Annotated in this window: 21 protein-coding genes and 1 pseudogene; 19 read left to right on the forward strand and 3 right to left on the reverse strand. The window is 71.5% G+C overall.

What is annotated here, in order from left to right; all coding sequences use genetic code 11:
- Positions 1 to 39: 39 nt before the first annotated feature.
- Positions 40 to 768, reverse strand: a complete 729-nt coding sequence (locus ACXKR8_RS41660; protein ID WP_458269703.1) for a 3'-5' exonuclease — start codon at positions 766 to 768, stop codon at positions 40 to 42.
- Between the two features lie 170 nt (positions 769 to 938).
- Between ACXKR8_RS41660 and ACXKR8_RS41665 the strand changes: the two genes are divergently transcribed.
- The 4 genes from ACXKR8_RS41665 to ACXKR8_RS41680 all read left to right on the forward strand — a co-directional run bounded on the left by ACXKR8_RS41665 (position 939) and on the right by ACXKR8_RS41680 (position 5,518).
- On the forward strand, positions 939 to 1,520 hold the full coding sequence (locus ACXKR8_RS41665; protein WP_458269704.1) for a DUF4365 domain-containing protein: 582 nt from the start codon (positions 939 to 941) through the stop codon (positions 1,518 to 1,520).
- Between the two features lie 57 nt (positions 1,521 to 1,577).
- On the forward strand, positions 1,578 to 2,813 hold the full coding sequence (locus tag ACXKR8_RS41670; protein ID WP_458275224.1) for a hypothetical protein: 1,236 nt from the start codon (positions 1,578 to 1,580) through the stop codon (positions 2,811 to 2,813).
- 102 nt (positions 2,814 to 2,915) lie between these two features.
- Positions 2,916 to 4,889 (forward strand): threonine--tRNA ligase, encoded by a 1,974-nt coding sequence (gene thrS, locus ACXKR8_RS41675; protein WP_458269705.1) that lies wholly within the window; start codon positions 2,916 to 2,918, stop codon positions 4,887 to 4,889.
- A 65-nt stretch (positions 4,890 to 4,954) separates the two neighbouring features.
- Entirely contained in the window at positions 4,955 to 5,518 is a 564-nt protein-coding gene (locus tag ACXKR8_RS41680; protein ID WP_458269706.1) for an HIT family protein, read from the forward strand.
- Positions 5,519 to 5,523: 5 nt separating this feature from the next.
- Here ACXKR8_RS41680 and ACXKR8_RS41685 read toward each other — a convergent pair whose 3' ends face one another.
- Positions 5,524 to 7,140 (reverse strand): hypothetical protein, encoded by a 1,617-nt coding sequence (locus ACXKR8_RS41685; RefSeq protein ID WP_462100056.1) that lies wholly within the window; start codon positions 7,138 to 7,140, stop codon positions 5,524 to 5,526.
- 168 nt (positions 7,141 to 7,308) lie between these two features.
- Positions 7,309 to 9,509: pseudogene (locus ACXKR8_RS41690) on the reverse strand (elongation factor G-like protein EF-G2).
- Between the two features lie 237 nt (positions 9,510 to 9,746).
- Between ACXKR8_RS41690 and pgsA the strand changes: the two are divergent.
- The 15 genes from pgsA to ACXKR8_RS41765 all read left to right on the forward strand — a co-directional run bounded on the left by pgsA (position 9,747) and on the right by ACXKR8_RS41765 (position 25,065).
- Complete coding sequence (pgsA, locus tag ACXKR8_RS41695; protein ID WP_458269709.1) at positions 9,747 to 10,397, forward strand: phosphatidylinositol phosphate synthase; 651 nt, start codon at positions 9,747 to 9,749, stop codon at positions 10,395 to 10,397.
- Positions 10,394 to 11,395, forward strand: a complete 1,002-nt coding sequence (locus ACXKR8_RS41700; RefSeq protein WP_458269710.1) for a phosphatidylinositol mannoside acyltransferase — start codon at positions 10,394 to 10,396, stop codon at positions 11,393 to 11,395. Before pgsA ends, ACXKR8_RS41700 begins: the two co-directional genes overlap by 4 nt.
- Positions 11,392 to 12,576, forward strand: coding sequence for a glycosyltransferase family 4 protein (locus ACXKR8_RS41705; protein WP_458269711.1), 1,185 nt, complete (start codon positions 11,392 to 11,394; stop codon positions 12,574 to 12,576). The genes ACXKR8_RS41700 and ACXKR8_RS41705 overlap by 4 nt, the downstream gene beginning before the upstream one ends.
- A gap of 2 nt (positions 12,577 to 12,578) precedes the next feature.
- Positions 12,579 to 13,121, forward strand: a complete 543-nt coding sequence (locus ACXKR8_RS41710) for a LemA family protein (RefSeq protein ID WP_458269712.1) — start codon at positions 12,579 to 12,581, stop codon at positions 13,119 to 13,121.
- Between the two features lie 110 nt (positions 13,122 to 13,231).
- Complete coding sequence (gene pdxS / locus ACXKR8_RS41715; RefSeq protein WP_458269713.1) at positions 13,232 to 14,173, forward strand: pyridoxal 5'-phosphate synthase lyase subunit PdxS; 942 nt, start codon at positions 13,232 to 13,234, stop codon at positions 14,171 to 14,173.
- A gap of 94 nt (positions 14,174 to 14,267) precedes the next feature.
- The gene (gene pdxT, locus ACXKR8_RS41720) at positions 14,268 to 14,864 is read left to right on the forward strand and encodes a pyridoxal 5'-phosphate synthase glutaminase subunit PdxT (protein ID WP_458269714.1); all 597 of its coding nucleotides are present in this window, start codon (positions 14,268 to 14,270) and stop codon (positions 14,862 to 14,864) included.
- 73 nt (positions 14,865 to 14,937) lie between these two features.
- Entirely contained in the window at positions 14,938 to 15,699 is a 762-nt protein-coding gene (locus ACXKR8_RS41725) for a YebC/PmpR family DNA-binding transcriptional regulator (RefSeq protein ID WP_458269715.1), read from the forward strand.
- Between the two features lie 164 nt (positions 15,700 to 15,863).
- Positions 15,864 to 16,409: a crossover junction endodeoxyribonuclease RuvC gene (gene ruvC, locus ACXKR8_RS41730; RefSeq protein ID WP_458269716.1), complete on the forward strand. Its 546-nt coding sequence runs from the start codon at positions 15,864 to 15,866 to the stop codon at positions 16,407 to 16,409.
- Positions 16,406 to 17,014: a Holliday junction branch migration protein RuvA gene (gene ruvA, locus ACXKR8_RS41735; protein ID WP_458269717.1), complete on the forward strand. Its 609-nt coding sequence runs from the start codon at positions 16,406 to 16,408 to the stop codon at positions 17,012 to 17,014. The genes ruvC and ruvA overlap by 4 nt, the downstream gene beginning before the upstream one ends.
- Positions 17,015 to 17,022: 8 nt before the next feature.
- On the forward strand, positions 17,023 to 18,108 hold the full coding sequence (gene ruvB, locus ACXKR8_RS41740; RefSeq protein ID WP_458269718.1) for a Holliday junction branch migration DNA helicase RuvB: 1,086 nt from the start codon (positions 17,023 to 17,025) through the stop codon (positions 18,106 to 18,108).
- Between the two features lie 209 nt (positions 18,109 to 18,317).
- Positions 18,318 to 18,797: a preprotein translocase subunit YajC gene (gene yajC / locus ACXKR8_RS41745; RefSeq protein WP_458269719.1), complete on the forward strand. Its 480-nt coding sequence runs from the start codon at positions 18,318 to 18,320 to the stop codon at positions 18,795 to 18,797.
- Positions 18,798 to 18,947: 150 nt separating this feature from the next.
- Positions 18,948 to 20,744 carry a protein translocase subunit SecD gene (gene secD / locus ACXKR8_RS41750; RefSeq protein WP_458269720.1) on the forward strand — a complete coding sequence of 599 codons (1,797 nt, stop codon included), beginning with the start codon at positions 18,948 to 18,950 and terminating at the stop codon, positions 20,742 to 20,744.
- 4 nt (positions 20,745 to 20,748) lie between these two features.
- On the forward strand, positions 20,749 to 21,906 hold the full coding sequence (gene secF / locus ACXKR8_RS41755; protein ID WP_458269721.1) for a protein translocase subunit SecF: 1,158 nt from the start codon (positions 20,749 to 20,751) through the stop codon (positions 21,904 to 21,906).
- A gap of 19 nt (positions 21,907 to 21,925) precedes the next feature.
- The gene (locus ACXKR8_RS41760) at positions 21,926 to 22,471 is read left to right on the forward strand and encodes an adenine phosphoribosyltransferase (protein ID WP_458269722.1); all 546 of its coding nucleotides are present in this window, start codon (positions 21,926 to 21,928) and stop codon (positions 22,469 to 22,471) included.
- Between the two features lie 119 nt (positions 22,472 to 22,590).
- Entirely contained in the window at positions 22,591 to 25,065 is a 2,475-nt protein-coding gene (locus ACXKR8_RS41765; protein ID WP_458269723.1) for a RelA/SpoT family protein, read from the forward strand.
- Positions 25,066 to 25,082: the final 17 nt, after the last annotated feature.

The following is a 25,082-nucleotide window of genomic DNA, read 5'->3' on the forward strand; positions in this document are numbered from 1 at the left end:
TGAGGGGCCTTCAGTGCTAGCTGGGGCAAAGTAGGCGGCTCAGGCCGCCTGGTCGTCCACCTGGCGGCGCAGCGGCCAGGAGGTGTCCACCCGTTCCGGCGAGCCGCTCCTGGTGAACCACTGCTGCAGCCCCCGGGCCTGCGCCGCGTGCCAGACCGCCTGCCGCAGGTGCAGCTCGGCCGGGCCGATCGCCCCCAGCCGGGTCTCGAAGCGTGCGCCGATCGCCCGGACCAGGCCCATCGCCGCCGTCGCGTCCGCCGCCGCGTCGTGCGCCGCGCCCAGCTCCACCCCGTAGTGCGCGCACAGGTCGGTCAGCGTGCGGCGGCCCTTGCGGTAGCGGTCCAGGTGCCGGTCCAGCACCCGGGGGTCCACCACCAGCAGCGGCGCGCTGGCCGCGTACTGCGCCAGCGAGCTGCCGCGGTGCCGGCGCAGCTCGCGGTCCAGCAGGGTCAGGTCGTAGGGGGCGTTCATGATCACCAGCGGCAGGCCCGCCCGTGCGGTTTCGGCCAGGGCGCGGGCGATCTCCTCCACCACCACCCGCGGCGGACGGCCGTTCCGGCGGGCCCAGTCGTCGGTGAGGCCGTGGATCTCGGTGGCCCCGGCCGGGATCGGCAGCCCCGGATCCGCCACCCACTCCCGCCGCCGCACCGGGCCGCCGGCGGCGTCCTGGACCACCAGCGCCGCCGTCACGATCCGGTCGTGCTCGACGTCCACGCCGGTGGTCTCGGTGTCGAAGGAAGCCAGCGGTCCCTCGTACCAAAGCGTCATGGCGGCCCCCTTCGCGAGTGGTGACAATCAGGGATACCCGACTACCCACCGCATTCAACCCTGCTCCGAGCTGCGGATCTGTTTCGCGGTGCTTCCGGGCGGAGACAACACAAGTGACGACCCGTCCGGTTCGGACCGAGGGCCGTCGCTCGACGGGGAAGACGGCAGCGATGGCGCTGATACAGCCTGAACCGGCCACACCGCCCCAGGGGTGGAGCGGCGCCGGTCCGGGGCAACCGATGCGAGGTCAACTCGCGGTCACCTCCTGCATGGAGACGCTCCAGGTGGGATATCTGCACGCGGTCGCCGCAGCGGCCGGCTGCGCACTGTCCTCGCCGTTCCCCGACAACGGGATCGACTGGCACGTCAGCCACGGCAGCGCCGAGCACACCGAGGACGACGAGGCCACCATCAAGGTCCAGCTCAAGTGCACCTACCAGATCGCCCCCGGGCCGGCCGGGCCGTACTTCAGCTTCACCCTCGACAACGAGCACCTGCGCAAACTCGCCCACCAACGGGTCGCCGTGCACAAGATCCTGGTGGTCATGCTGGTTCCCCGGGAGGTCGACCAGTGGCTGCTGGCCCGGCCGGACCGGCTCGAAGTGCGGCACTGCTGCTACTGGGTCAACCTGGCGGGACAGCCGGTGACCGGGAAGCGCAGGACGAATGTCCGGATCCCGACGGACCAGGTCTTCGACGATCGCTCGCTGTGCGCCATCATGACGCGAGTGGGAGCGGGCGAACGTCCTTGAGCACCCTTCAGGACCGACCCCGACCCACTCCAGCCGGGAGGGAATGACGTGACAGCCATGCGACGCGACGCCCGACCAGAGGCCGTGGACGCGCTGGGCCGTGAGCTGGTCCGGGCCAGGGGACCGCGCTCCGGCGGCGAGGACGGCACGCTGCCCGACCCGGCCCGGATCGACCCGGCCGTGCTCAGCACCCTGCTGGCCCGGCACGGCTGGCTCCGCCGCGGCGGGGCCCAGGGCCGCTACACCCGGTGGACCCCGCCCGACGACCTGGAGCCCGACACCAGCCTGCTGATCCCGGCCGACCGCGGCTTCGACGACAGCGTCGACCTGCTGGACGAGGCGGTCGCCGCGCTCTCCCGCTCCGGCGTCCCGTCCGCCCGCGCCATCCTGGCCGCGCTGCTGGTCCCCGGCGACGAGATCCACTGGCGCCGGGACGTGCCGGGGGTCGGCGGGGCCGTGCCCTGGGGCGCCGAGGAGGAGTTGCACGCGGCCGCCCGGGCCATGCTCTCCGCCGCCGCCAAGGCCGGGCACTCGCGCGCGGCCTACTTCGGCGCCCGGCTCGACGGCTACGCGGCCGAATTCCTGGAACGGGTGCTGGTGGTCGCCCCCGGCACCGGGGCCGGGCTGCTCACCGCCTACGCCGCCGCCCCCGACGACAGGGCGGTGACCACCACCCTGGTCCGGGCCCTGGAGGTGACCCGGGACGCGATCGACCTGCAGCGCGCCACCGGCCGTCCGGACGCCTTCGACGACGGGGTGCGACTCGGCGTCAGCCGGGAGCTGATCGCCTCGCTGGTGCAGCTGGTCCGCGGCAGCGAGGGGGCCGAGATCGCGCTGTCCTGGGCCGCCTCGGTCGGCCCGCCGCGCGACTTCGTCAACCGCCGGCTGCTGCTGGAGTTCTCCCCGGGCGACCTGCCGGTGCTGGAGGCGGCGGCCGAACGCCTCGAGCACAGCGAGCCCGCGGTCGCGGTCGAGCTGACCGGCGCGGTGGTCCGGCTGAAACGCCCGGTCCCCAGCGGCGAGGGCCAGATCCGGCTGCGGGTGCTGACCGGCGCGGACGTGGACGAGGTCAAGATCAGGCTCGGCGAGGAGGACTACCGGGTAGCGGTCGAGGCGCATCTCGCCGGCGTCCCGGTCCGGCTGCGCGGCAGGCTGGAACGCAAGGGCGGCTTCCGCCGGCTCAGCGACCCGGCCGGGGTCGAGCCGGTCCAGCTGGACGCGGCCGAGCGGGAGCGGATGCTCAAGACCCTCCGGCTCCGCGCCGGGCTCGGACAGGGCGACGCCGAGGGGTAGCGGCCGCCGGGTAATGGCTGCGCGAGCATCCACGGACTCTCGGTACCATCGTGACCGCAGCAGTAGCTGCTCAGGAGCATTGCCGAGAGTCAGGAGAGTCCGGTGTCGGACGTCCGTGTGGTCATCAGTCGCGAACCCGATCGGGAAGAGCGTGTGGTGACGACGGGCACCACCGCGGCGGACCTCTTCCCCGGCGACCGCGCGATCATCGCCGCCCGCGTCGGCGGCGAGCTGAAGGACCTGGCCTACGTCCTGGCCGAGGGCGACGAGGTGGAGCCGGTCGCCATCGACAGCGCCGACGGCCTGTCGATCCTGCGCCACTCCACCGCGCACATCATGGCCCAGGCCGTGCAGGAGCTGTTCCCCGAGGCCAAGCTGGGCATCGGCCCGCCGGTCAAGGACGGCTTCTACTACGACTTCGACGTCGAGAAGCCGTTCACCCCGGAGGACCTCAAGGCCGTCGAGAAGAAGATGACGGAGATCATCAAGCGCGGGCAGAAGTTCTCCCGCCGGGTGGTCACCGACGAGGCGGCCCGGGTCGAACTCGCCGACGAGCCCTACAAGCTGGAGCTGATCGGGCTCAAGGGCGGCGCCACCGGCGAGGACGGCGCGGACGTCGAGGTGGGCGGCGGCGAGCTGACCATCTACGACAACCTGGACCCCAAGTCCGGCGAGCTGTGCTGGCGCGACCTGTGTCGCGGCCCGCACCTGCCGTCCACCCGGATCCCGGCGTTCAAGCTGATGCGCAACGCCGCGGCGTACTGGCGCGGCAGCGAGAAGAACCCGATGCTGCAGCGCATCTACGGCACCGCCTGGGCCACCAAGGACGACCTCAGGGCGCACCTGGAGTTCCTCGAGGAGGCCGCCAAGCGCGACCACCGCAAGCTGGGCACCGAGCTGGACCTGTTCTCCTTCCCGGACGAGATCGGCTCCGGGCTCGCGGTCTTCCACCCCAGGGGCGGGCTGATGCGCCGCGCGATGGAGGACTACTCGCGCCGGCGGCACGAGGAGGAGAACTACGAGTTCGTCTACACCCCGCACGCCACCAAGGGCACCTTGTTCGAGAAGTCCGGCCACCTGGACTGGTACGCCGACGGCATGTACCCGCCGATGCAGCTCGACGAGGGGGTGGACTACTACCTCAAGCCGATGAACTGCCCGATGCACAACCTGATCTTCGACTCCCGCGGGCGGTCCTACCGCGAGCTGCCGCTGCGGCTGTTCGAGTTCGGCACGGTCTACCGCTACGAGAAGTCCGGTGTGGTGCACGGCCTGACCAGGGCCCGCGGCTTCACCCAGGACGACGCGCACATCTACTGCACCAAGGAGCAGATGGCGGAGGAGCTCGACACCACCCTGACCTTCGTGCTGGACCTGCTCCGCGACTACGGTCTGACCGACTTCTACCTGGAGCTCTCCACCAAGGACCCGGAGAAGTTCGTCGGCACCGACGAGGCCTGGGAGGAGGCGACCGAGACCCTGCGCAAGGTCGCCGAGAAGCAGGGCCTCCCGCTCACCCCCGACCCCGGCGGCGCGGCCTTCTACGGCCCGAAGATCTCGGTCCAGGCCCGGGACGCGATCGGCCGCACCTGGCAGATGTCCACGGTGCAGCTGGACTTCAACCTGCCCGAGCGGTTCGACCTGCAGTACACCGCGGCGGACGGCACCCGGCAGCGTCCGGTGATGATCCACCGCGCGCTGTTCGGCTCGATCGAGCGCTTCTTCGCGGTGCTGCTGGAGCACTACGCCGGCGCGATGCCGCCGTGGCTCGCCCCGGTCCAGGCGGTCGGCATCCCGATCGGCGACGCCCACGTCGAGTACCTGCAGGGCTTCGCCGCCGAGGCGAAGGCCAAGGGCCTGCGGGTGGACGTGGACGCCTCCTCGGACCGGATGCAGAAGAAGATCCGCAACCACCAGAAGCTCAAGGTCCCGTTCATGCTCATCGTCGGCGACGAGGACATGGAGGCCGGCACGGTCTCCTTCCGCTACCGCAACGGCGAGCAGAAGAACGGGATCGCCCGGGACCAGGCCCTCGCCGAGATCCTGGACGCGGTGGAGCGCCGGATCCAGGTCTGACGCCGGCCCCGCTCCGGCGGGGGGATTTCTCAGGGGCGGTCCCGATCGGGGCCGCCCCTCGGCCTATGCTGATCGTTATGACGACGGAGCCGGAGCAGCAGAACGGGGTGGGCGTCCCCGACGCCTTCGAGCGCCTTTGGACGCCGCATCGCATGGCGTACATCAGGGGCGAGAACAAGCCGACCGGCCCCGAGCCCACGGACGGCTGCCCCTTCTGTGCGATCCCGGCCATGTCGGACGAGGACGGCCTGATCATCCGCCGGGCCGGTCACGCCTACGCGGTGCTCAACCTGTACCCCTACAACTCCGGCCACCTGATGGCGGTCCCGTACCGGCACGTCGCCGACTACACCGAGCTGACGCCGGAGGAGACCGCCGACGTCGCCGTGCTCACCAAGCAGGCGATGACCGCGCTGCGCGCCGCCTCCGGGGCGCACGGCTTCAACCTGGGCATGAACCAGGGCACCGTGGCCGGCGCCGGCATCGCCGCCCACCTGCACCAGCACGTGGTGCCGCGCTGGGGCGGCGACACCAACTTCATGCCGGTGGTCGGCACCACCCGGGTTCTGCCGCAACTCCTCGCGGACACCCGCAAGATGCTCGCCGACGTCTGGCCGGAGGCCGAGTAGCACCGTCACATGTCGTACTCGTCGACCTTGCTCGGCCGCGCGCCCTGCACCTCGGCGCCCAGCAGCTGCGAGCGGTTCTTGAAGCGCTCGACGTCGACGTCGTGGTCCGCCAGGACCTGCATGGTCGCCTGGTGGACCGCGCGCAGCACCGGGGTGGCCACCCGGAGCGCGTCGTCCGCCATGAAGCGGTGGGTCCACGGCTTGTTCGCCCAGGCGGAGCGCAGGCCGAACGGCTCCGGCAGCTTCAGGGTGCCGCCGAGCCAGTCGAGCATCGACTGGCCCCAGGGCCAGGTGAAGGGGGCGCGCACGGTCAGCCGCACCACCTCGTCCGGGGTCATCACCGGGAGGTGGACCGTCCGCTCCTCCCAGAACTTGCCGGTCTTGGCGACCTGCTTCTCCTGCGGCTTGGCCTTCTTGCCGAACATCGCCGCCATCGGCCCGATGGCGTGCCCGGTGACCTCCACCCGCAGGGTGTTGTGCAGCAGGGTCACGTTGACCAGTAGGGTCACCACCAACTGGCCCTCCCACAGCACGAACTGGGCGCCGAGGTAGTGCCGCGGGCCGTTGCCGAAGGTCTGCCGGTTCGCCAGGTCGGTTATCGCCGAGGCACGCATCCTGGAGCCGTCCATCCGGTCGGCGCCGAACGGCCGGTCGATCTCGTCGGCGCCCTCGCCGATCGCCTGCACCACCCAGTGCTCGACCGTCATCTGCGGTATTCCGTTGTCGGCCATGCTGCTGCGGGACATCTGCTTGAGGTGGTCCTCGATCTTCCGGATCACGTCCCAGGGGTGGAACGGCCGGATCTCGGCCACCCCCTCGCGCGGGTCGATCTGCTCGGCCAGCTGCCAGGCCCCCCAGCGCCGCCCCATGCCGAGTATCCCCTTGGCCCCGGCGTAGTGGAGCACATTGGTGTCCTGCTCCTCGACCAGCGCCTCCAGCGACTTGCGCAGCACCTCGGCCCGGTCGTCGGCGGGACCGATCGGGACCGCGTCACGGACGATCGGGCCCACGCCGCTGCCGTCGAGCACGGCGTTCCAGCGCTCGCGCAGCTGCTCCGCCGCGCGCAGGCAGAACCGGTGGGCGACGAACCAGCCGGCCACCGGGACCAGCATCATCACCCGGACGTAGAGCCCGGCGTAGCCGTGGGCCAGCGGGCGCCAGGCGAACAGCGCGGCGAGCAGCACCGCGACGGTCAGCGCCGCGCCCCCGTACAGCGACCTGCGCTCCGGGGCGCTGTTGCGGCGGATCGCGAAGGCGGCGAGCCAGATCAGGGTGCCGGGCAGGAACAGGAAGCCGGCGAAGAAGGCCACGGCGGTGAGCCGCTTGTCCCGCTCCCGGCGCAGCGATCCGGCCGCCACGCAGTGCTCGACGATCAGCCGGGAGTCGGTGCCGAAGGACGGCACCAGCGGCTTGCGCCCGGCGCTGAGGGTGCGCTTGATCACCGCCCGGCAGAACGCCTCACCGAGGGGGGTGAACAGGCCGGTGCGGCCGGTCTTGTGCTTGGTGTTGTCGTCGGTCTCGGTCAGGTCGCTGACCTTGCCGTCCCGGTAGGCGAGGGAGGCGAGCGCGGCGGTGGCCGCGGTGTGCGGCGCGTCCGTGCGCGGGATCTGCGGCCAGACCACTGCGGTCCCCTCCCGACTGGTGTCCCGGCGGGACGGTTCCCCCGGTTATCCCCCCGAACCGCACTGATCATCCGCTGAGCGGGGGTCAGGAGGCCGGATCAGCAAGGATATCGCTGCCGATCACCCGGCGTCAGGCCGTCCTTCCTAATCAGGCCATCGCGGCGCCGGTCAGCCGGTGGGGAGCACCCGGGACGCCACCGCGTCCGGCATCGGTTCGTGCCGGACGTAGGCGCGGGTGAAGTCGCCCGCGCCGTGCGACAGCGAGCGCAGGTCCACGGCGTAGCGGACGATCTCCAGCTCCGGGACCTCGGCCCGGACCAGGGTCCGGCCGGCTCCCACCGGCTCGGTCCCCTGCACCCGCCCGCGCCGCCCGGACAGGTCGCTGAGCACCGCGCCCACGTACTCGTCGGCGACCAGCACCCGCAGCTCGGCGACCGGTTCCAGCAGCCGCACCCCGGTCTCCGCGGCGGCCTCGCGCAGCGCCAGCGCGCCCGCGGTCTGGAACGCGGCGTCGGAGGAGTCGACCGAGTGCGCCTTGCCGTCCACCAGGCTGACCCTGATGTCCACCACCGGGTAGCCGGCGCTGACGCCCCGGGCCAGCTGGGCCCTGACCCCCTTCTCCACCGAGGGGATGAACTGCCTCGGGACGGAGCCGCCGACGATCCGGTCGACGAACTCGAAGCCTGCCCCGGTGGGCAGCGGTTCCACCTCGATCTCGCAGATCGCGAACTGGCCGTGCCCGCCGGACTGCTTGACGTGCCGTCCGCGTCCGCGGGCCGCCCCGCCGAAGGTCTCCCGCAGCGGCACCAGGTAGGGGACCGGGTCGACCTGGACCCCGTAGCGGGTCCGCAGCCGCTCCAGCAGCACATCGGCGTGGGCCTCGCCCAGGCACCAGAGGACCAGCTGCCGGGTGTCCGGGTTCTGCTCCAGCCGCAGCGCCGGGTCCTCGGCGACCAGCCGGGCCAGGCCCTGCGAGAGCTTGTCCTCGTCGGTCTTGCTGTGCGCCTCGACGGCGACCGGCAGCAGCGGCTCCGGCATCTGCCAGGCGGCCACCAGCATCGGCTCGGCCGGGGCGGAGAGGGTGTCGCCGGTCTGGGCCCGGGCGAGCTTGGCGATGCAGACGATGTCCCCGGCGACGGCCTGGGCGACCTGGCGCTGGGTGCGGCCGAAGGGGAGGATAGTGCGCCGACCCGCTCGTCCACGTCGTGGTCCTGGTGGCCCCGGTCGGTGAGGCCGTGTCCTGACACATGGATCTGCTGGTCCGGGCGCAGCGTCCCGGAGAAGACCCGGACCAGGCTGAGCCGCCCGACATAGGGGTCGCCGCTGGTCTTCACCACCTCGGCGGCGAGCGGGCCCTCGGCGTCGCAGCAGAGCGCGGGGCGCGGCCTGCCGTCGGGGGTGGTGGCCCCGGGCAGCGGGCGCTCGGCGGGGGAGGGGAAGGCGGCGGTGACCAGCTCCAGCAGCTCGGCGCTGCCGAGGCCCTCGCGGGAGCCCTCCAGCGGCAGCGCGGAGGCGAGCACCGGGTGGAACGCGCCCCGGGCGACCGCGCGTTCCAGGTCGTCCACCAGGGTCTTGGTGTCGATCTCCTCGCCGCCGAGGTAGCGGTCCATCAGCGCCTCGTCCTCGCTCTCGGCGATGACGGCCTCGATCAGCCGGTCCCTGGCCTCGGCGGCGGCCGCCCGCAGCTCCGGGTCGGGGGTGTGCTCGACCCGGTGCCCGTCGGCGTAGTCGTAGCAGCGGCCGCTGAGCAGTCCGAGCAGCCCGGAGATCCGCGGGGTGCCGTCGGGTCCGGCCGGGCCGTGGTTGAGCGGCAGGTAGAGCGGCAGCACGGCCTCGGGGTTGTCGCCGCCGAAGGCCTCGCGGCAGAGTGCGACGGTGGCGGCGAAGTCGGCCTGCGGGGCGTCGAGCTTGGTGACCACCAGGGCCCGGGGCATGCCGACCGCGGCGCACTCCTCCCAGAGCATCCTGGTCGCGCCGTCGATCCCGTCGGTGGCCGGGACCACGAACAGGGCGGCGTCGGCGGCCCGCAGCCCGGCCCGCAGCTCGCCGGTGAAGTCGGCGTAGCCGGGGGTGTCCAGCAGGTTGATCCTGGTCCCGGCGTGCTCCAGTGGCACCAGGGACAGCTGGACCGAGCGCTGCTGCCGGTGCTCGATGTCGTCGTAGTCGGAGACGGTGGTGCCGTCCTGGACCCGGCCGGCCCTGCTGAGCGCCCCGGTGGCCAGGGCCAGGTTCTCGGTGAGGGTGGTCTTCCCGGCGCCGCTGTGGCCGACCAGCACGACGTTCCTGAGGTGTTCGAGCCCCAGTGGCCGGCCGGCCGTCGGAGCCCTTCCGGCGGCTCCCGGGTGCCCGTTCGTCCTGTTCTCGCCCATGGCGTTCTCCTCCCGCGCACACTCCAGTGTCTGCCACGGGGGACCGCGCAGAGTGGGTGGAGGGTCACCCGCGGTGAGGGTGAGCTTGGCACCGGCACGCGCCGAGGTCCATAGCTCCCGCACGGGCGGCGTGCCCGCCCCCGAGCAGTGCCGCCGCCACGGATACGATGTCCCAGCCTGGGGCCGCCGCTGGTCCCTCGTCGTCAGCACAGCCAGATCGGAGCGGTCGGTAGGCCCATGCTCAACAAATACGCGCGAGCTTTCTTCACGCGGGTCCTCACCCCCTTCGCGGCGTTCCTGCTGCGCATCGGTGTCAGCCCGGACACGGTCACCCTGATCGGGACGGCCGGGGTGACCGCGGGCGCCCTGGTGTTCTTCCCCCGGGGCACCTTCTTCTGGGGCACGCTCGTGATCACCGCCTTTGTCTTCTCCGACCTGGTCGACGGCAATATGGCCCGGCAGTCGGGGACCTCCAGCGTCTGGGGCGCGTTCCTCGACTCCACCCTGGACCGGGTCGCCGACTCGGCCGTCTTCGGCGGCATTGCCCTCTGGTACGCGGGCAGGGGCGACAACCTGCTGCTCTGCGCGGTGACGCTGTTCTGCCTGGCCAGCGGCCAGGTGGTGTCCTACACCAAGGCGCGGGCCGAGAGCCTGGGCCTGAAGTGCGACGTCCAGGGGCTGGTGGAGCGGGCCGAGCGGCTGGTGGTGACGCTGGTGGCGGCGGGCCTGTCCGGGCTGCACGCCTTCGGCGTCCCGTACATCGACTGGCTGCTGCCGATCGCGCTCTGGCTGATCGCGGTGGGCAGTCTGATCACCGCGGTCCAGCGGATCGTCACCGTGCGCAGGGAGGCCGCCGAAGCCGTGGCGGCCGGGGAGGGCCTGCTGTGAGCGGGCTCAAGGACAACCTCACCTACGCCGCCTACGCGGCCGGCTGGGGCGCCGTGAAGCGGCTGCCGGAACCGGCCGCCAACGCCCTGTTCCAGCGGATCGCCGACCTGGTCTGGAAGCGCCGCGGCAAGGGCGTGCTGCGTCTCGAGGCCAATCTGCGCCGGGTCCGCCCGGAGGCCACCGATACCGAGATCGCCGAGCTGGGCCGGGCCGGGATGCGCAGCTACCTGCGCTACTGGTGCGAGTCCTTCCGGATGCCGGTGTGGAGCCGGGAGCGGATGCAGGCCTCCTTCGACCCGCAGTTCATCGAACGCCTGGACGAGGCGATGGCCTCCGGCCGGGGCGCGGTGCTGGCCCTGCCGCACATGGGCGACTGGGACCTGGCCGGCGCCTGGGTGGTGCTCCGCGGCTACCCCTTCACCACCGTCGCCGAGCGGGTCAAGCCGGAGAAGCTGTTCGACCGCTTCGTCGCCTACCGCGAGGGCCTGGGCATGGAGGTGCTGCCGCTGACCGGCGGCGCCAACACCCTGGCCACGCTGGCCAAGCGGCTGCGCGCGGGCGGCCTGGTCTGCCTGGTCGGCGACCGTGACCTGTCCGCCTCCGGGGTGGACGTCAGCTTCATGGGCGAGCCCGCCCGGATGCCGGCCGGGCCCGCCGTGCTGGCCGTGCAGACCGGCGCGGCGCTGCTCCCGGTCACCCTCTGGTACGACAGCACCCCGGTGATGAAGGGCTGCGTCCACGAGGAGATCCCGGTCCCGGAGACCGGCAGCAAGCGGGAGAAGGCCGCGACCATGACCCAGGGCCTCGCCGACGTCTGGACCCAGGGGGTGCGCGAGCACCCGCAGGACTGGCACATGCTGCAGCGGTTCTGGCTGGCCGACGTGGACCAGGACCGACTCGCCCCGAGCACCCAGGCCGCCCCGGCGGCGGCCGCCGAGGCACCTGGCGCCGCTGGGGCCGAGACCACCGAGGCCGCCCCTGAGGAGACCGTGCAGTGAGGATCGGCATCGTCTGCCCCTACGCCTGGGACGTCCCCGGCGGGGTCCAGTTCCACGTCAGGGACCTGGCCGAGCACCTGATCCGGCTGGGCCACGAGGTCTCGGTGCTGGCCCCGGCGGACGAGGACCTGCCGGTGCCCGCCTACGTGGTCGCCGCCGGCCGGGCCGTCCCGGTGCCCTACAACGGCTCGGTGGCCCGGCTGAACTTCGGCTTCCTCTCCGCCGCCCGGGTCCGCCGCTGGCTCCACGACGGCGGCTTCGACGTGCTGCACCTGCACGAGCCGGTCACCCCCAGCCTGTCGATACTGGCCTGCTGGGCCGCCAGCGGCCCGATCGTGGCGACCTTCCACACCTCCAACCCGCGCTCCCGGGCGATGATCGCGGCCGAGCCGCTGATGCAGCCCGCCCTGGAGAAGATCAGCGCCCGGATCGCGGTCAGCGAGTACGCCCGGCGCACCCTGGTCGAGCACTTCGGCGGCGACGCCGTGGTCATCCCCAACGGTGTGGACGTCGGCTTCTTCGCCGGTGCCGAGCCCCGCCCGGAGTGGAGCGGCGGCACCATCGGCTTCGTCGGCCGGATCAACGAGCCCCGCAAGGGCCTGCCGACCCTGCTGGAGGCGCTGCCCCGGATCATCGCCGCCTGCCCGGACGTCCGGCTGCTGGTGGCCGGCAAGGGCGACGAGGAGGAGGCGGTCAAGGGCCTCCCGGCCGAGGTCAGGTCCAGGATCGAGTTCCTCGGCATGGTCACCGACCAGGAGAAGGCCAGCCTGCTGCGCAGCGTCGACCTCTATGTCGCCCCCAACACCGGCGGCGAGAGCTTCGGCATCATCCTGGTCGAGGCGATGTCCGCGAGCGCCCCGGTGCTGGCCAGCGACCTGGACGCGTTCCGGCAGGTGCTGGACGGGGGCGCGGCCGGCGAGCTGTTCCCGGTCGAGGACGCCAGCGCGCTGGCCGAGGCGGCGATCCGGCTGCTGGGCGACCCGGCCAGGCGCGCGGAGCTGCGCGAGGCCGGCTCCCGGCACGTCCGCCGCTTCGACTGGGAGACCGTCGGCGCGGACATCCTCTCCGTCTACGAGACCGTCACCACCAGCGCCAACGCGATCGTCGACGCCGAGGAGCCCGGCGACAGCACCGGCGGCTGGCGCGCCCGCTTCGGCCTGGCCCGCGACTCGACCCCCTAAGGTTGCCCCTCGTGAGTACTTGGATCTGGGTCGTCGTCGCGGTCGTTGCCATCGGTCTCTACCTCAGTTGGACCGCGGGGCGTCTTGACCGGCTGCACGCGCGGATCGACGCCGCGTGGGCCGGGCTGGACGCGCAGCTGCTGCGCCGTTCGGCGACGACGCTGGAGCTGGCGACCTCGACCCGGCTCGACCCGGCCTCGTCGATCGTGCTCTACCAGGCCGCGCACGCGGCCAGGACCGCGGACCAGGAGCAGCGCGAGGTCGCCGAGAGCGAGCTGAGCCAGGCGCTGCGGGCCGTGTTCGGGGTGCCGGAGCAGGTCAAGGAGCTGCGGGCGGCGACCGGCGGCGAGGACATCGTCACCGACCTGGCCTCGGCGGTGCGCCGGGTGCCGATGGCGCGGACCTTCCACAACGACTCGGTGCGGGCCGCCCGCGCGGTCCGCAGGCACCGGGTGGTGCGGCTGCTCCGGCTCTCCGGGCACGCCCCGTTCCCGCTGACCTTCGAAATGGACGACGAGGCTCCGGCGGCGCTGACCCTCGGCTGACGTTCGAGCGTGACACGCACCACTGCGGAGTGTCCGCATAGTGCCAGGTGGACCAGGTGGAGCATCGGTTAGGGTCGTTGCAGGCCTACCATTGGGCTTATCGCATCACCATGTCCGTGTCTTCAGTGAGGTCATACGTGTCCACCAACACCCCCGCCCCCACCAGCAACCCCGCGGTCGGTACGGCCCGCGTCAAGCGCGGCATGGCCGAGCAGCTCAAGGGCGGCGTGATCATGGACGTCGTCAACGCCGAGCAGGCGAAGATCGCCGAGGACGCCGGCGCCGTGGCGGTCATGGCCCTGGAGCGGGTCCCCGCCGACATCCGCAAGGACGGCGGCGTCGCTCGCATGTCCGACCCGGACATGATCGACGGCATCATCGAAGCCGTCTCCATCCCGGTCATGGCCAAGTCCCGGATCGGCCACATCGTCGAGGCCCAGATCCTGCAGTCGCTCGGTGTCGACTACATCGACGAGTCCGAGGTGCTGACCCCGGCCGACGAGGTCAACCACAGCGACAAGTGGGCCTTCACCACCCCCTTCGTCTGCGGCGCCACCAACCTGGGCGAGGCCCTGCGCCGGATCGCCGAGGGCGCGGCCATGATCCGCTCCAAGGGCGAGGCCGGCACCGGCAACGTGGTCGAGGCGGTCCGCCACATGCGTCAGATCCGCGCCGACATCGGCCGACTGCGCGCGCTGGACAACAACGAGCTCTACGCCGCCGCCAAGGAGCTCCGCGCCCCGTACGAGCTGGTCGCCGAGGTCGCCGCGCTGGGCAAGCTCCCGGTGGTGCTGTTCTCCGCCGGCGGTGTGGCCACCCCGGCCGACGCCGCGCTGATGATGCACCTCGGCGCCGAGGGCGTCTTCGTCGGCTCCGGCATCTTCAAGTCCGGCGACCCGGCCAAGCGCGCCGAGGCCATCGTCAAGGCCACCACCTTCTGGGACGACCCCAAGGTCATCGCGGACGTCTCGCGCGGTCTGGGCGAGGCCATGGTCGGCATCAACTGCGACACCCTCCCCGAGTCCGAGCGCTACGCCAACCGCGGCTGGTAGCAAGCACCGAGGGTGGGGAGCGTGGGTCCTCGGGCCGCGCTCCCCACCTTCCTCGTTTCCGCCCGATCACCAGAGTCCCGAAGAGGTTTCCGCTGTGAAGAGTTCCCCCGTCATCGGTGTGCTCGCCCTGCAGGGCGACGTGCGGGAGCACGCCCTCGCCCTGGCCGAGGCGGACGCCGTGGCCCGTCCGGTCCGCCGTCCCGAGGAACTGGCGGAGATCGACGCCCTGGTCATCCCCGGCGGCGAGTCCACCACCATGTCCAAGCTGGCGCTGATCTTCGGCCTGATGGACCCGCTGCGGGCCCGGGTCGCGGCCGGGCTGCCGGTCTACGGCTCCTGCGCCGGCATGATCATGCTGGCCGACAAGATCCTGGACGGCCGGGACGACCAGCAGAGCATCGGCGGCATCGACATGACCGTGCGCCGCAACGCCTTCGGCCGGCAGAACGAGTCCTTCGAGCAGTCGGTGGACTTCCGCGGCCTGGACGGCGGCCCGGTCCACGGCATCTTCATCCGGGCGCCCTGGGTGGAGTCGGTCGGCGAGGGCGTCGAGGTGCTGGCGGACCTGGGCGACCAGCGCATCGTCGCGGTCCGGCAGGGGAATCTGCTGGCCACCTCGTTCCATCCGGAGCTGAGCGGGGACAGCAGGGTGCACCAGTACTTCGTGGACCTGGTCCGCGCCGCGGGGTGACCTCCGCCGTCGCGGGCGACGGTAGGATCTCCCTGTTCATTTCTTTGGTGTTGCGTATTGAAGGAGCTATTCGATGTCCGGCCACTCCAAATGGGCTACCACCAAGCACAAGAAGGCCGTCGTCGACGCCAAGCGCGGCAAGCTCTTCGCGAAGATGATCAAAAACATCGAGGTCGCCGCGCGCACCGGCGGCGGTGACGTGGCCGGAAACCCGACCCTCTACGACGCCATCCAGAAGGCCAAGAAGAGCTCGGTCCCGATCGACAACATCAACCGCGCCGTGAAGCGCGGCTCCGGGGCCGAGGCCGGCGGCGCCGACTACTCCACGATCATGTACGAGGGCTACGGCCCCAACGGCGTCGCGGTGCTGATCGAGTGTCTGACCGACAACCGCAACCGCGCGGCCTCCGACGTACGCGTGGCGATGACCCGCAACGGCGGCTCGATGGCGGACCCGGGCTCGGTGTCCTACATGTTCACCCGCAAGGGCGTCATCGTCGTCGCCAAGGGTGACAAGCTGGACGAGGACACCGTGCTGGACGCGGTCCTGGACGCCGGCGCCGAAGAGGTCAACGACCACGGCGAGAGCTTCGAGGTCATCAGCGAGGCCACCGACATGGTCGCGGTCCGCACCGCGCTGCAGGACGCCGGGATCGACTACGACTCCGCCGACGCCAGCTTCGTCCCCAGCATGCAGGTCGAGCTGGACGCGGACGGCGCGCGCAAGATCTTCAAGCTGATCGACGCCCTCGAGGACAGCGACGACGTGCAGAACGTCTTCGCCAACTTCGACCTCTCCGCCGAGGTCGTCGCCGAGCTGGACGAGGAAGAGTAGAAGCCGCCGTTTCGCCGCCCGGCACCCCCGCGGGTGCCGGGCGGCGGCATGTCCGGGGGCGGGTTGTCGGCGGCGACCGATAGCCTCACCACGCAAGGGGCGAAGCAAGTTCCAAAAGCAAGGCCCGCAAGCAAGGTCCAAATGCAGAGGGAGAGGCAGGGCGCGTGCGTGTACTCGGTGTGGACCCGGGCCTGACCCGCTGCGGCGTCGGCGTGGTCGACGGCACGCCGGGCCGCCCGCTGCACATGGTCGCCTGCGGCGTCGTCCGCACCCCGGCGGAGCTCGACGTGGCCCGCCGGCTGCTGCAGATCGAGCAGGGCCTGGAGCTGTGGTTCGACCAGCACAAGCCCGAACTCGTGGCCGTGGAACGGGTCTTCGCCCAGCACAACGTCCGCACCGTGATGGGCACCGCCCAGGCCAGCGCGGTCGCCATGCTCTGCGCCACCCGGCGCGGCATCCCGGTCACCCTGCACACCCCCAGCGAGGTCAAGGCCGCCGTCACCGGCAACGGCCGCGCCGACAAGGCGCAGGTCGGCGCCATGGTCACCCGGCTGCTGCGGCTGGACGCGCCGCCCAAGCCGGCCGACGCCGCCGACGCCCTCGCGCTCGCCATCTGCCACATCTGGCGCGGCGCGGCCACCGACCGCATCGCCGCCGCCGTCGCCCGCACCAGTGGTCCGGGCGCCCGTCCCAAGGAGTACCGCCGATGATCGCTTTCGTCAGTGGCCAGGTGGCCGCCCTGGGCCCGGCCTCGGCCGTGATCGAGGTCGGCGGCGTCGGCATGCTGGTCCAGTGCGCCCCCGCGGTGCTCGCCCCGCTGCGGCTCGGCGACACCGCCAGGCTGGCCACCTCGCTGGTGGTCCGCGAGGACTCGCTCACCCTCTACGGCTTCGCCGACGACGACGAGCGGCAGACCTTCGAACTGCTGCAGACCGCCAGCGGCATCGGCCCCAAGGTGGCCCAGGCCATGCTCGCCGTGCACAGCCCGGACGCGCTGCGGATCGCGGTCCAGCGCGGCGACGCCAAGGCGCTGACCGCCGTGCCGGGGATCGGGCCCAAGGGCGCCCAGAAGCTGCTGATCGAGCTCAAGGACCGGCTCGGCGCACCCACCGGCAGCGTGCCGCCCCGGCAGCGCGCCCTCGCCGCAGGCCCGGCCCCCTGGTCGGAGCAGCTGCACGCGGCCCTGGTCGGCCTGGGCTTCGCCCCGCGCGAGGCCGAGGACGCCGTGGTCGCGGTCACCCCCGAGGCCGAGGCCCAGGCCAAGCCCGACATCTCGGCCCTGCTCCGCAGCGCCCTCCGTACCCGCACCCGCTGAGGACTGCCATGAGCGCCTATGACGAATCCTCATCCCCGTCCTCCTCCCCGGTCTCCACCGCCGCCGACGGCGAGGACCGCGCGGTCGAGGCCGCGCTGCGCCCCAAGGACCTGGGCGAGTTCATCGGCCAGGAGCGGGTCCGCGAGCAGCTCTCGCTGGTCCTCCAGGCCGCGAAGCACCGCTCCGCCACCCCGGACCACGTGCTGCTCAGCGGCCCGCCCGGGCTCGGCAAGACCACCCTGTCGCTGATCATCGCGGCCGAGATGAACGCCCCGATCCGGATCACCTCGGGGCCGGCCATCCAGCACGCGGGCGACCTCGCCGCGATCCTCTCCTCGCTGACCGAGGGCGAGGTGCTGTTCCTGGACGAGATCCACCGGATGTCCCGTCCGGCCGAGGAGATGCTCTACATGGCGATGGAGGACTTCCGGGTCGACGTCATCGTCGGCAAGGGTCCAGGAGCCACCGCCATCCCGCTGGAGCTGCCGCCGTTCACCCTGGTCGGCGCGACCACCAGGGCCGGACTGCTGCCGCCCCCGCTGCGCGACCGGTTCGGCTTCACCGGCCACATGGAGTTCTACGCCCCGGCCGAACTGGAGCGGGTGATCCACCGCTCGGCCCGGCTGCTGGACGTCGACATCGACGCCGACGCCGCGGCCGAGATCGCCGGACGCTCCCGCGGCACCCCCCGGATCGCCAACCGGCTGCTGCGCCGGGTCCGGGACTTCGCCCAGGTCAGACATGACGGCGTGGTCACCAGGGAGATCGCCTCGGCTGCCCTGGCGGTGTACGAGGTGGACGCCCGCGGGCTCGACCGGCTGGACCGGTCGGTGCTGCACGCGCTGCTGAAACTCTTCGGCGGCGGCCCGGTCGGGCTGTCCACCCTGGCCGTCGCGGTGGGGGAGGAGAGCGAGACGGTGGAGGAGGTGGCCGAGCCGTTCCTGGTCCGTGAGGGCCTGCTGGCCCGCACCCCCCGCGGCCGGATCGCCACCGCCGCGGCCTGGGAGCACCTGGGCCTCACCGCTCCGCAGGCCCCTCCGCACGCCGTGCTCCCCACCCAGCAGGAGCTGTTCCCGCCCCGCGCGGAGGACTGACCAGAGGGGTGACCCGAAGCCTGATCGGTGCATGATCACACGAACGGGAGTGCGAGGTACTCGCGCTTCCTGGAACCCGGATGACATGCTCTACGTTGTCCGTCCACGGCGGGTCGCCTAGACTCCGCCGATGCCACCCTGATAATCGTGGCAGCCCGCCCCCCATGACAGGCCGCTTCCGCTGCGGCCTCGCAAAGGATCCGTCAGTCGTGAATCCCACTCTCCTCCTCATCATGGTCGTCATGCTCGGGGCCATGTTCCTGATGACCCGCTCTGCCAAGAAGAAGCAGCAGACGGCCCTCGAGATGCGCAACAAGCTGGAGCCCGGTTCCGGAATCCGCACCATCGGCGGTATGTACGCCCTGGTCAAGGCCGTGAACGACGACTCCGTCGAGCTTGAGGTCGCCCCCGGCGTCTATGCCATCTACGCGAAGAACGCCATCGCGACCGTCATGGACGGTGCCGAGTACAACCGCATCGTCCACGGCGACGTCGAGGACGACGAGGTCGAGGACGACGACGCGTCCGAGCTCGAGGCCCTGACCGCCGACGAGGCGGCAGCGCCGATCGCGTTCGACAAGGCCCCCGGCCTGGAGAAGCCCGCGGACACCCCTGAGGACGAGGCTGTCGACAAGGCCGAGGCCGCTGTCGAGGAGCCCGCCGCAGACAAGGGCGTCAGCGCCAAGTAGCCTGCCCCCAAGGGCAGACGTACCGGGGGCTCCGCCTCCGGTCGGCTTCACCCCGACCGCTGCGTCGTGGCCGTGCCCACCCCCTGTCCGCCGGACCTCCGGCGGTGGTGGCGCGTCCCACCCACGGCATGGACAGAGAGAAACGAGAAGGTGGCATCACCGAAATCCCGTCCGCGTGACGGATACCCGGGGCGCGCGCTGAGCCTGATCCTGGTGATCACAGCGGCCCTGGTGGCCATCATGTTCGCCACCGGGAACACCACCCCGCACCTCGGCGTCGACCTTGCCGGCGGCACCAGCGTCACGCTCAAGGCTTCGCCGCCCCCCGGCAAGCCCTCGAGCGTGGTCAACAGCGGCAGCCTCAACGAGGCCAAGGCGATCATGCAGAAGCGGGTCAACGCCTTCGGTGTCTCCGAGGCCACGGTGCAGACCCAGGGCAGCGACACCCTGGTGGTGACGATCCCCAAGGGCACCGACCCCACCAAGATCGAGGCGGAGATCGGCAAGACCGCGCTGATGTACTTCCGCCCGGTCCTGGCCACCGCGCCCTCCGGTGTCACGGTTTCCCCGGCCCCCTCGTCCTCCGCCACGGCCTCGACCTCCGCGACGCCCAGCGCCTCGGCGCCGGTGGCCAAGGCTCCGTCCGGCTCCGCCACCCCCTCCGCGTCCAAGACGCAGGGCGACGCGGTGACCAAGGACCTGACCGCGGCCGGTGCCACCGCCACGGCCAAGTCCACCGCCACGGCGAAGTCCACCGCCAAGGCGGCTTCGACGGCCACCCCGTCGGCTGTCGCCAGCGCGCCGGCCGCCGACACCTCCTCGCTGACCCAGGGCACCGTGCCGGCCGACCTGACCGCCCAGTTCGCCGCCCTGGACTGCTCCAACTCGACACAGCGGTCCAAGGACTACCAGACCACGGAGACGGCGAACGCGGTCGCCTGTGACATCAACCCCACCAGCGGCGTCTACTACAAGTACGCGCTGGGCCCGGTCAAGGTCCCCGGCACCGACATCAGCAGCGCCTCCTCGGGCCTGAACCAGCAGAACGGCGAGTGGGAGGTCAACCTGACCTTCAACGACGCCGGCAACAAGGCGTTCGCGGCCACCACCACGGTGCTGGCCAAGAACAGCGCGGCTCCCCCCACGGACCGGTTCGCGATCCTGCTCGACGGCGGCGTGGAGTCGGCCCCCTCGGTCTCGTCCCCGATCATCGGCGGCCAGGCGCAGATCACCGGCAGCTTCACCCAGTCCACCGCGAACGACCTCGCCACCGTGCTGAACGCCGGCGCCCTGCCGCTGCAGCTCAAGGCGCAGGACACCACCACGGTCTCGCCCGAGCTCGGCAGCAGCCAGCTCAAGGCCGGCCTGATCTCCGGCGCCATCGGCCTGGCCCTGGTCGTCCTCTACTCGCTGCTCTACTACCGGGGCCTCGGCCTGGTCGCCATCGCGGGCCTGATGGTCTCCGCCGTGCTCACGTACTCGATCATGTGCCTGCTCGGGGCGTCGATCGGGTTCGCGCTGAACCTGCCGGCGATCTGCGGCGCCATCGTGGCGATCGGTATCACCGCGGACTCCTTCGTCGTCTACTTCGAGAGAATCCGCGACGAACTCCGGCACGGCACCTCGCTGCGCCCGTCCGTGCAGCGGGCCTGGCCCAAGGCCCGGCGCACCATCCTGGTCGCGGACTTCGTGTCCTTCCTGGCCGCCGCGGTGCTGTACTTCTTCACCGTGGGCAAGGTCCAGGGCTTCGCGTTCACGCTGGGCCTCACCACGCTGCTGGACATTGTGGTGATCTTCCTCTTCACCAAGCCGCTGATCACCCTGCTGGCCCGCCGCAAGTTCTTCGCGGACGGCCACCCCATGTCCGGTCTCGACCCCAAGCGCCTCGGCGTCCGTCCCCCGCTGCGCGGTGGCCGTCCGTCCGCCGCCACTCCGAAGGAGGCCTGAGCAGATGTCGCGCTTCGGCAACATCGGCCACCGGCTCTACACCGGCGAGGTCGGCTTCGACTTCGTCGGCCGGCGGAAGATCTGGATCGCCATCTCCGGCGTCATCCTGATCGCCGCCGTGTTCGGCCTCGGTCTGCGCGGGCTGAACCTGGGCATCGAGTTCAAGGGCGGGGAGATCTTCACGGTCACCAAGCCCGGACTGACCATCAGCCAGGCCCAGGACGCAGCCAACAAGATCACTGGTGACGGCACCTCGCTGGTTCAGAAGTCCGTCAGCACCAAGGACGGCCAGACGATCACCATCCAGATCAACTCCTCCGAGAACGTTGATCCGAACAAGGCCGTCGCCGCGCTGTCCACCGATCTGGGCGTGCCCACCAAGAACATCAGCACCCAGTCGATCGGTCCCAGCTGGGGCAAGGACATCAGCCAGAAGGCCCTCTACGGCCTGATCGCCTTCATGGTCCTGGTGACCGTCTACCTGGCCGTGGCCTTCGAGTGGCGGCTCGCCGTCGCCGCCCTGGTCGCGCTGCTGCACGACCTGGTCATCACCATCGGCGTCTACGCGCTGCTGGGCTTCACCGTCACCTCCGGAACGGTGATCGGCTTCCTGACCGTCCTCGGCTACTCGCTGTACGACACGGTCGTCGTCTTCGACGGCCTCAAGGACGCCACCAAGTCGCTCGGCAGCCAGTCCAGGCTGAACTACAGCGACGCGGCCAACCGCTCGCTCAACGGCACCCTGGTCCGGTCGATCAACACCACCGTGCTGGCGCTGCTGCCGGTCGCCGCCCTGCTGTTCATCGGCGGCGGCCTGCTCGGCGCGGGCACGCTCAACGACATCTCGCTCGCGCTCTTCGTCGGCCTCAGCGCCGGCGCCTACTCCTCGATCTGCGTCGCCACCCCGCTGGTGGCCTGGCTCAAGGAGAAGGAGCCCGAGAACATCGCGCTCGCCAAGAAGGTCGCCCTGCGCCGCGCCGCCGACGCGAAGGCCGAGGCCGCCGGCCTCACCGTCGCCCGGGACGAGGAGGCAGTGAGCCTCGAGGCCGACGAGGAGAACATCCCCGTCGGCAGTGGCAGCGGCAGCAGCGCCGGCGGTGTCCGGCGCCAGCCGACCAGCCGCAGCCGCAGCGACCGCCGGTCCACCGGCAAGCGCAAGTGAGCGAGAGGCAGCAGACCGTATGAGCACCGACGACCTGGCCGCACGCCTGGCCTCCCGGATCCGCGACGTCCCCGACTACCCCAAGCCCGGAGTGGTCTTCAAGGACATCGCCCCGCTGCTCGCCGACGCCGAGGGCTTCGCCGCCCTCGTCGACCACCTGGCGGCACGGGCCAGGGCGCTGGGCGCGACCAAGGTCGTCGGGCTCGAGGCCCGCGGCTTCATCCTGGCGGCCCCGGCCGCCTACGCCGCCGGCGCGGGATTCGTCCCGGTCCGCAAGGAGGGGAAGCTCCCCGGAGAGCTGTACCGCCAGGCGTACGAGCTGGAGTACGGCTCGGCCGTGGTCGAGGTCCAGCAGGACGCCTTCACGCCCGGTGAGCGGGTCCTGGTGGTCGACGACGTGCTCGCCACCGGCGGCACCGTCGAGGCCTCGCTCGACCTGGTCAAGCGGGCCGGCGCGGAGCTGGCCGGGGTGGTGGTGCTGATGGAGCTCGGCTTCCTCGGCGGCCGCGAGCGGCTCGCCGCGCACCTGGGCGACGCACCGCTGGAAGCGATCATCTCGATCTGAACCTGCACGGCTGGGGCGGGTCACCGGAAGCTGCGGTGGCCCGCCCCAGCCATGTCCCGGGCGCCCGGCCGACGGCCCCGGCGATGCCCGGCGAACGGCTGTCGCCCCAGCTCGGTACCATGGGAACCCGCAGTCACTCGCATCGAGGAGAGCACTTGCCGGAAGAGGTCGTGCCCACCGCTGCCAACGCGCAGGACGGCGCCCCCGCCGCAACCCCGGCCGTGAAGACCCCGGCCGTGGCTGTTCCCGCTGTGGCGATCCCGGTCGCCAAGGAGCCGGCGCCGGGCCCGCGCCCCGCCACGCCTCCGTCCAACCGCGTCCGCAACCGGCTGGCCCGGCTCGGCGGCCAGCGCAGCAGCACGCTCAATCCGGTGCTCGAGCCCCTCTTCCGGATCGTCCGCGGCAACGACCCCAAGGCCGACCTGGCCACCCTGGAGCGCGCCTACCAGATCGCCGAGCGCTGGCACCGGGGCCAGAAGCGCAAGAGCGGCGACCCGTACATCACCCACCCGCTGGCCGTCGCCACCATCCTCGCCGAGCTGGGCATGGACACCGCGACGCTGATGGCCGGGCTGCTGCACGACACCGTCGAGGACACCGACTACGGCCTGGAGACGCTGCGCCGCGACTTCGGCGACACCGTCGCCATGCTGGTCGACGGCGTCACCAAGCTGGACAAGGTCAAGTTCGGCGAGGCCGCCCAGGCCGAGACGGTGCGCAAGATGGTCGTCGCCATGGCCAAGGACCCCCGGGTCCTGGTCATCAAGCTCGCCGACCGGCTGCACAACATGCGCACCATGCGCTACCTCAAGCGCGAGAAGCAGGAGAAGAAGGCCCGCGAGACGCTGGAGATCTACGCCCCGCTGGCGCACCGGCTGGGCATGAACACCATCAAGTGGGAGCTGGAGGACCTCGCCTTCGCGATCCTCTACCCCAAGATGTACGACGAGATCGTCCGCCTGGTCGCCGAGCGCGCCCCCAAGCGCGACGAGTACCTGACCACGGTCACCGACCAGGTCATCGGCGACTTCCGGGCGGCCAGGATCAAGGCCACCGTCACCGGCCGGCCCAAGCACTACTACAGCGTCTACCAGAAGATGATCGTGCGCGGCCGCGACTTCGCCGAGATCTACGACCTGGTGGGCATCCGGGTCCTGGTCGACTCGGTCCGCGACTGCTATGCGGCGCTGGGCACCATCCACGCGCGGTGGAACCCGGTGCCGGGGCGGTTCAAGGACTACATCGCCATGCCCAAGTTCAACATGTACCAGTCGCTGCACACCACGGTGATCGGCCCCGGCGGCAAGCCGGTCGAGCTGCAGATCCGCACCTTCGACATGCACCGCCGGGCCGAGTACGGCATCGCCGCGCACTGGAAGTACAAGCAGCAGGCCGTGGCGGGCGCCTCCAAGGTCCGCACCGACACCCCCACAGGCAAGGGCGGCAAGGCCGACACCGTCAATGAGATGGCCTGGCTGCGGCAACTGCTCGACTGGCAGAAGGAGACCGAGGACCCCAGCGAGTTCCTGGAGTCGCTGCGCTTCGACCTCTCCAACAACGAGGTCTTCGTCTTCACCCCCAAGGGCGACGTGATAGCGCTGCCGGCCGGGGCCACCCCGGTCGACTTCGCCTACGCGGTGCACACCGAGGTCGGCCACCGGACCATAGGGGCACGCGTCAACGGGCGCCTGGTCCCGCTGGAGAGCACCCTCGACAACGGCGACCTGGTCGAGGTCTTCACCTCCAAGGCCGCCAACGCCGCCCCGTCCCGGGACTGGCTGGGCTTCGTCAAGTCGCCCCGGGCCCGCAACAAGATCCGGGCCTGGTTCTCCAAGGAGCGCCGCGAGGAGGCCATCGAGCAGGGCAAGGAGGCCATCACCCGGGCGATGCGGAAGCAGGGCCTGCCGCTGCAGCGCATCCTCACCGGCGACTCCCTGGTCACCCTGGCCCACGAGATGCGCTACCCGGACATCTCCTCGCTCTACGCCGCGATCGGCGAGGGTCATGTCTCCGCGCAGACCATCGTGCAGAAGCTGGTCCAGGCCCTGGGCGGGGAGGAGGGCGCGACCGAGGACATCGCCGAGACCACCACCCCGTCCCCGAGCAGCGGCCGCCGCAACCGGCGCTCCGCCAACGACCCCGGCGTGGTGGTCAAGGGCGTCGCCGACGTCTGGGTCAAGCTGTCCCGCTGCTGCACCCCGGTGCCCGGCGACCCCATCGTCGGCTTCGTCACCCGCGGCAACGGCGTCTCGGTGCACCGCGCCGACTGCGTCAACGTGGACGCCCTGGCCCAGCAGCAGGAGCGGATGGTCGAGGTCGAGTGGGCGCCCACCCAGTCCTCGGTGTTCCTGGTGGCGATCCAGGTCGAGGCGCTGGACCGGTCCCGGCTGCTCTCCGACGTCACCCGGGTGCTGTCCGACCAGCACGTCAACATCCTGTCGGCGGCGGTGCAGACCTCCCGGGACCGGGTGGCGATGAGCCGCTTCACCTTCGAGATGGGCGACCCCAAGCACCTGGGGCACGTGCTCAAGGCCGTCCGCGGGGTCGAGGGCGTCTACGACGTCTACCGGGTCACCTCGGCCCGCCCGAAGTAGCCGCAGACGTGCGGAGG

Source organism: Streptacidiphilus sp. PAMC 29251, from assembly GCF_054208735.2.

Coding starts and splice junctions, on each gene's coding strand:
- pgsA (WP_458269709.1), top strand. CDS start 9,747: ATGCTCAACAAATACGCGCGAGCTTTCTTCACGCGGGTCCTCACCCCC.
- ACXKR8_RS41665 (WP_458269704.1), top strand. CDS start 939: ATGGCGCTGATACAGCCTGAACCGGCCACACCGCCCCAGGGGTGGAGC.
- ACXKR8_RS41680 (WP_458269706.1), top strand. CDS start 4,955: ATGCTGATCGTTATGACGACGGAGCCGGAGCAGCAGAACGGGGTGGGC.
- ruvA (WP_458269717.1), top strand. CDS start 16,406: ATGATCGCTTTCGTCAGTGGCCAGGTGGCCGCCCTGGGCCCGGCCTCG.
- ruvB (WP_458269718.1), top strand. CDS start 17,023: ATGAGCGCCTATGACGAATCCTCATCCCCGTCCTCCTCCCCGGTCTCC.
- ACXKR8_RS41660 (WP_458269703.1), bottom strand. CDS start 768: ATGACGCTTTGGTACGAGGGACCGCTGGCTTCCTTCGACACCGAGACC.
- ACXKR8_RS41670 (WP_458275224.1), top strand. CDS start 1,578: ATGCGACGCGACGCCCGACCAGAGGCCGTGGACGCGCTGGGCCGTGAG.
- ACXKR8_RS41760 (WP_458269722.1), top strand. CDS start 21,926: ATGAGCACCGACGACCTGGCCGCACGCCTGGCCTCCCGGATCCGCGAC.
- ACXKR8_RS41765 (WP_458269723.1), top strand. CDS start 22,591: ATGGGAACCCGCAGTCACTCGCATCGAGGAGAGCACTTGCCGGAAGAG.
- ACXKR8_RS41725 (WP_458269715.1), top strand. CDS start 14,938: ATGTCCGGCCACTCCAAATGGGCTACCACCAAGCACAAGAAGGCCGTC.
- secF (WP_458269721.1), top strand. CDS start 20,749: ATGTCGCGCTTCGGCAACATCGGCCACCGGCTCTACACCGGCGAGGTC.
- pdxS (WP_458269713.1), top strand. CDS start 13,232: ATGTCCGTGTCTTCAGTGAGGTCATACGTGTCCACCAACACCCCCGCC.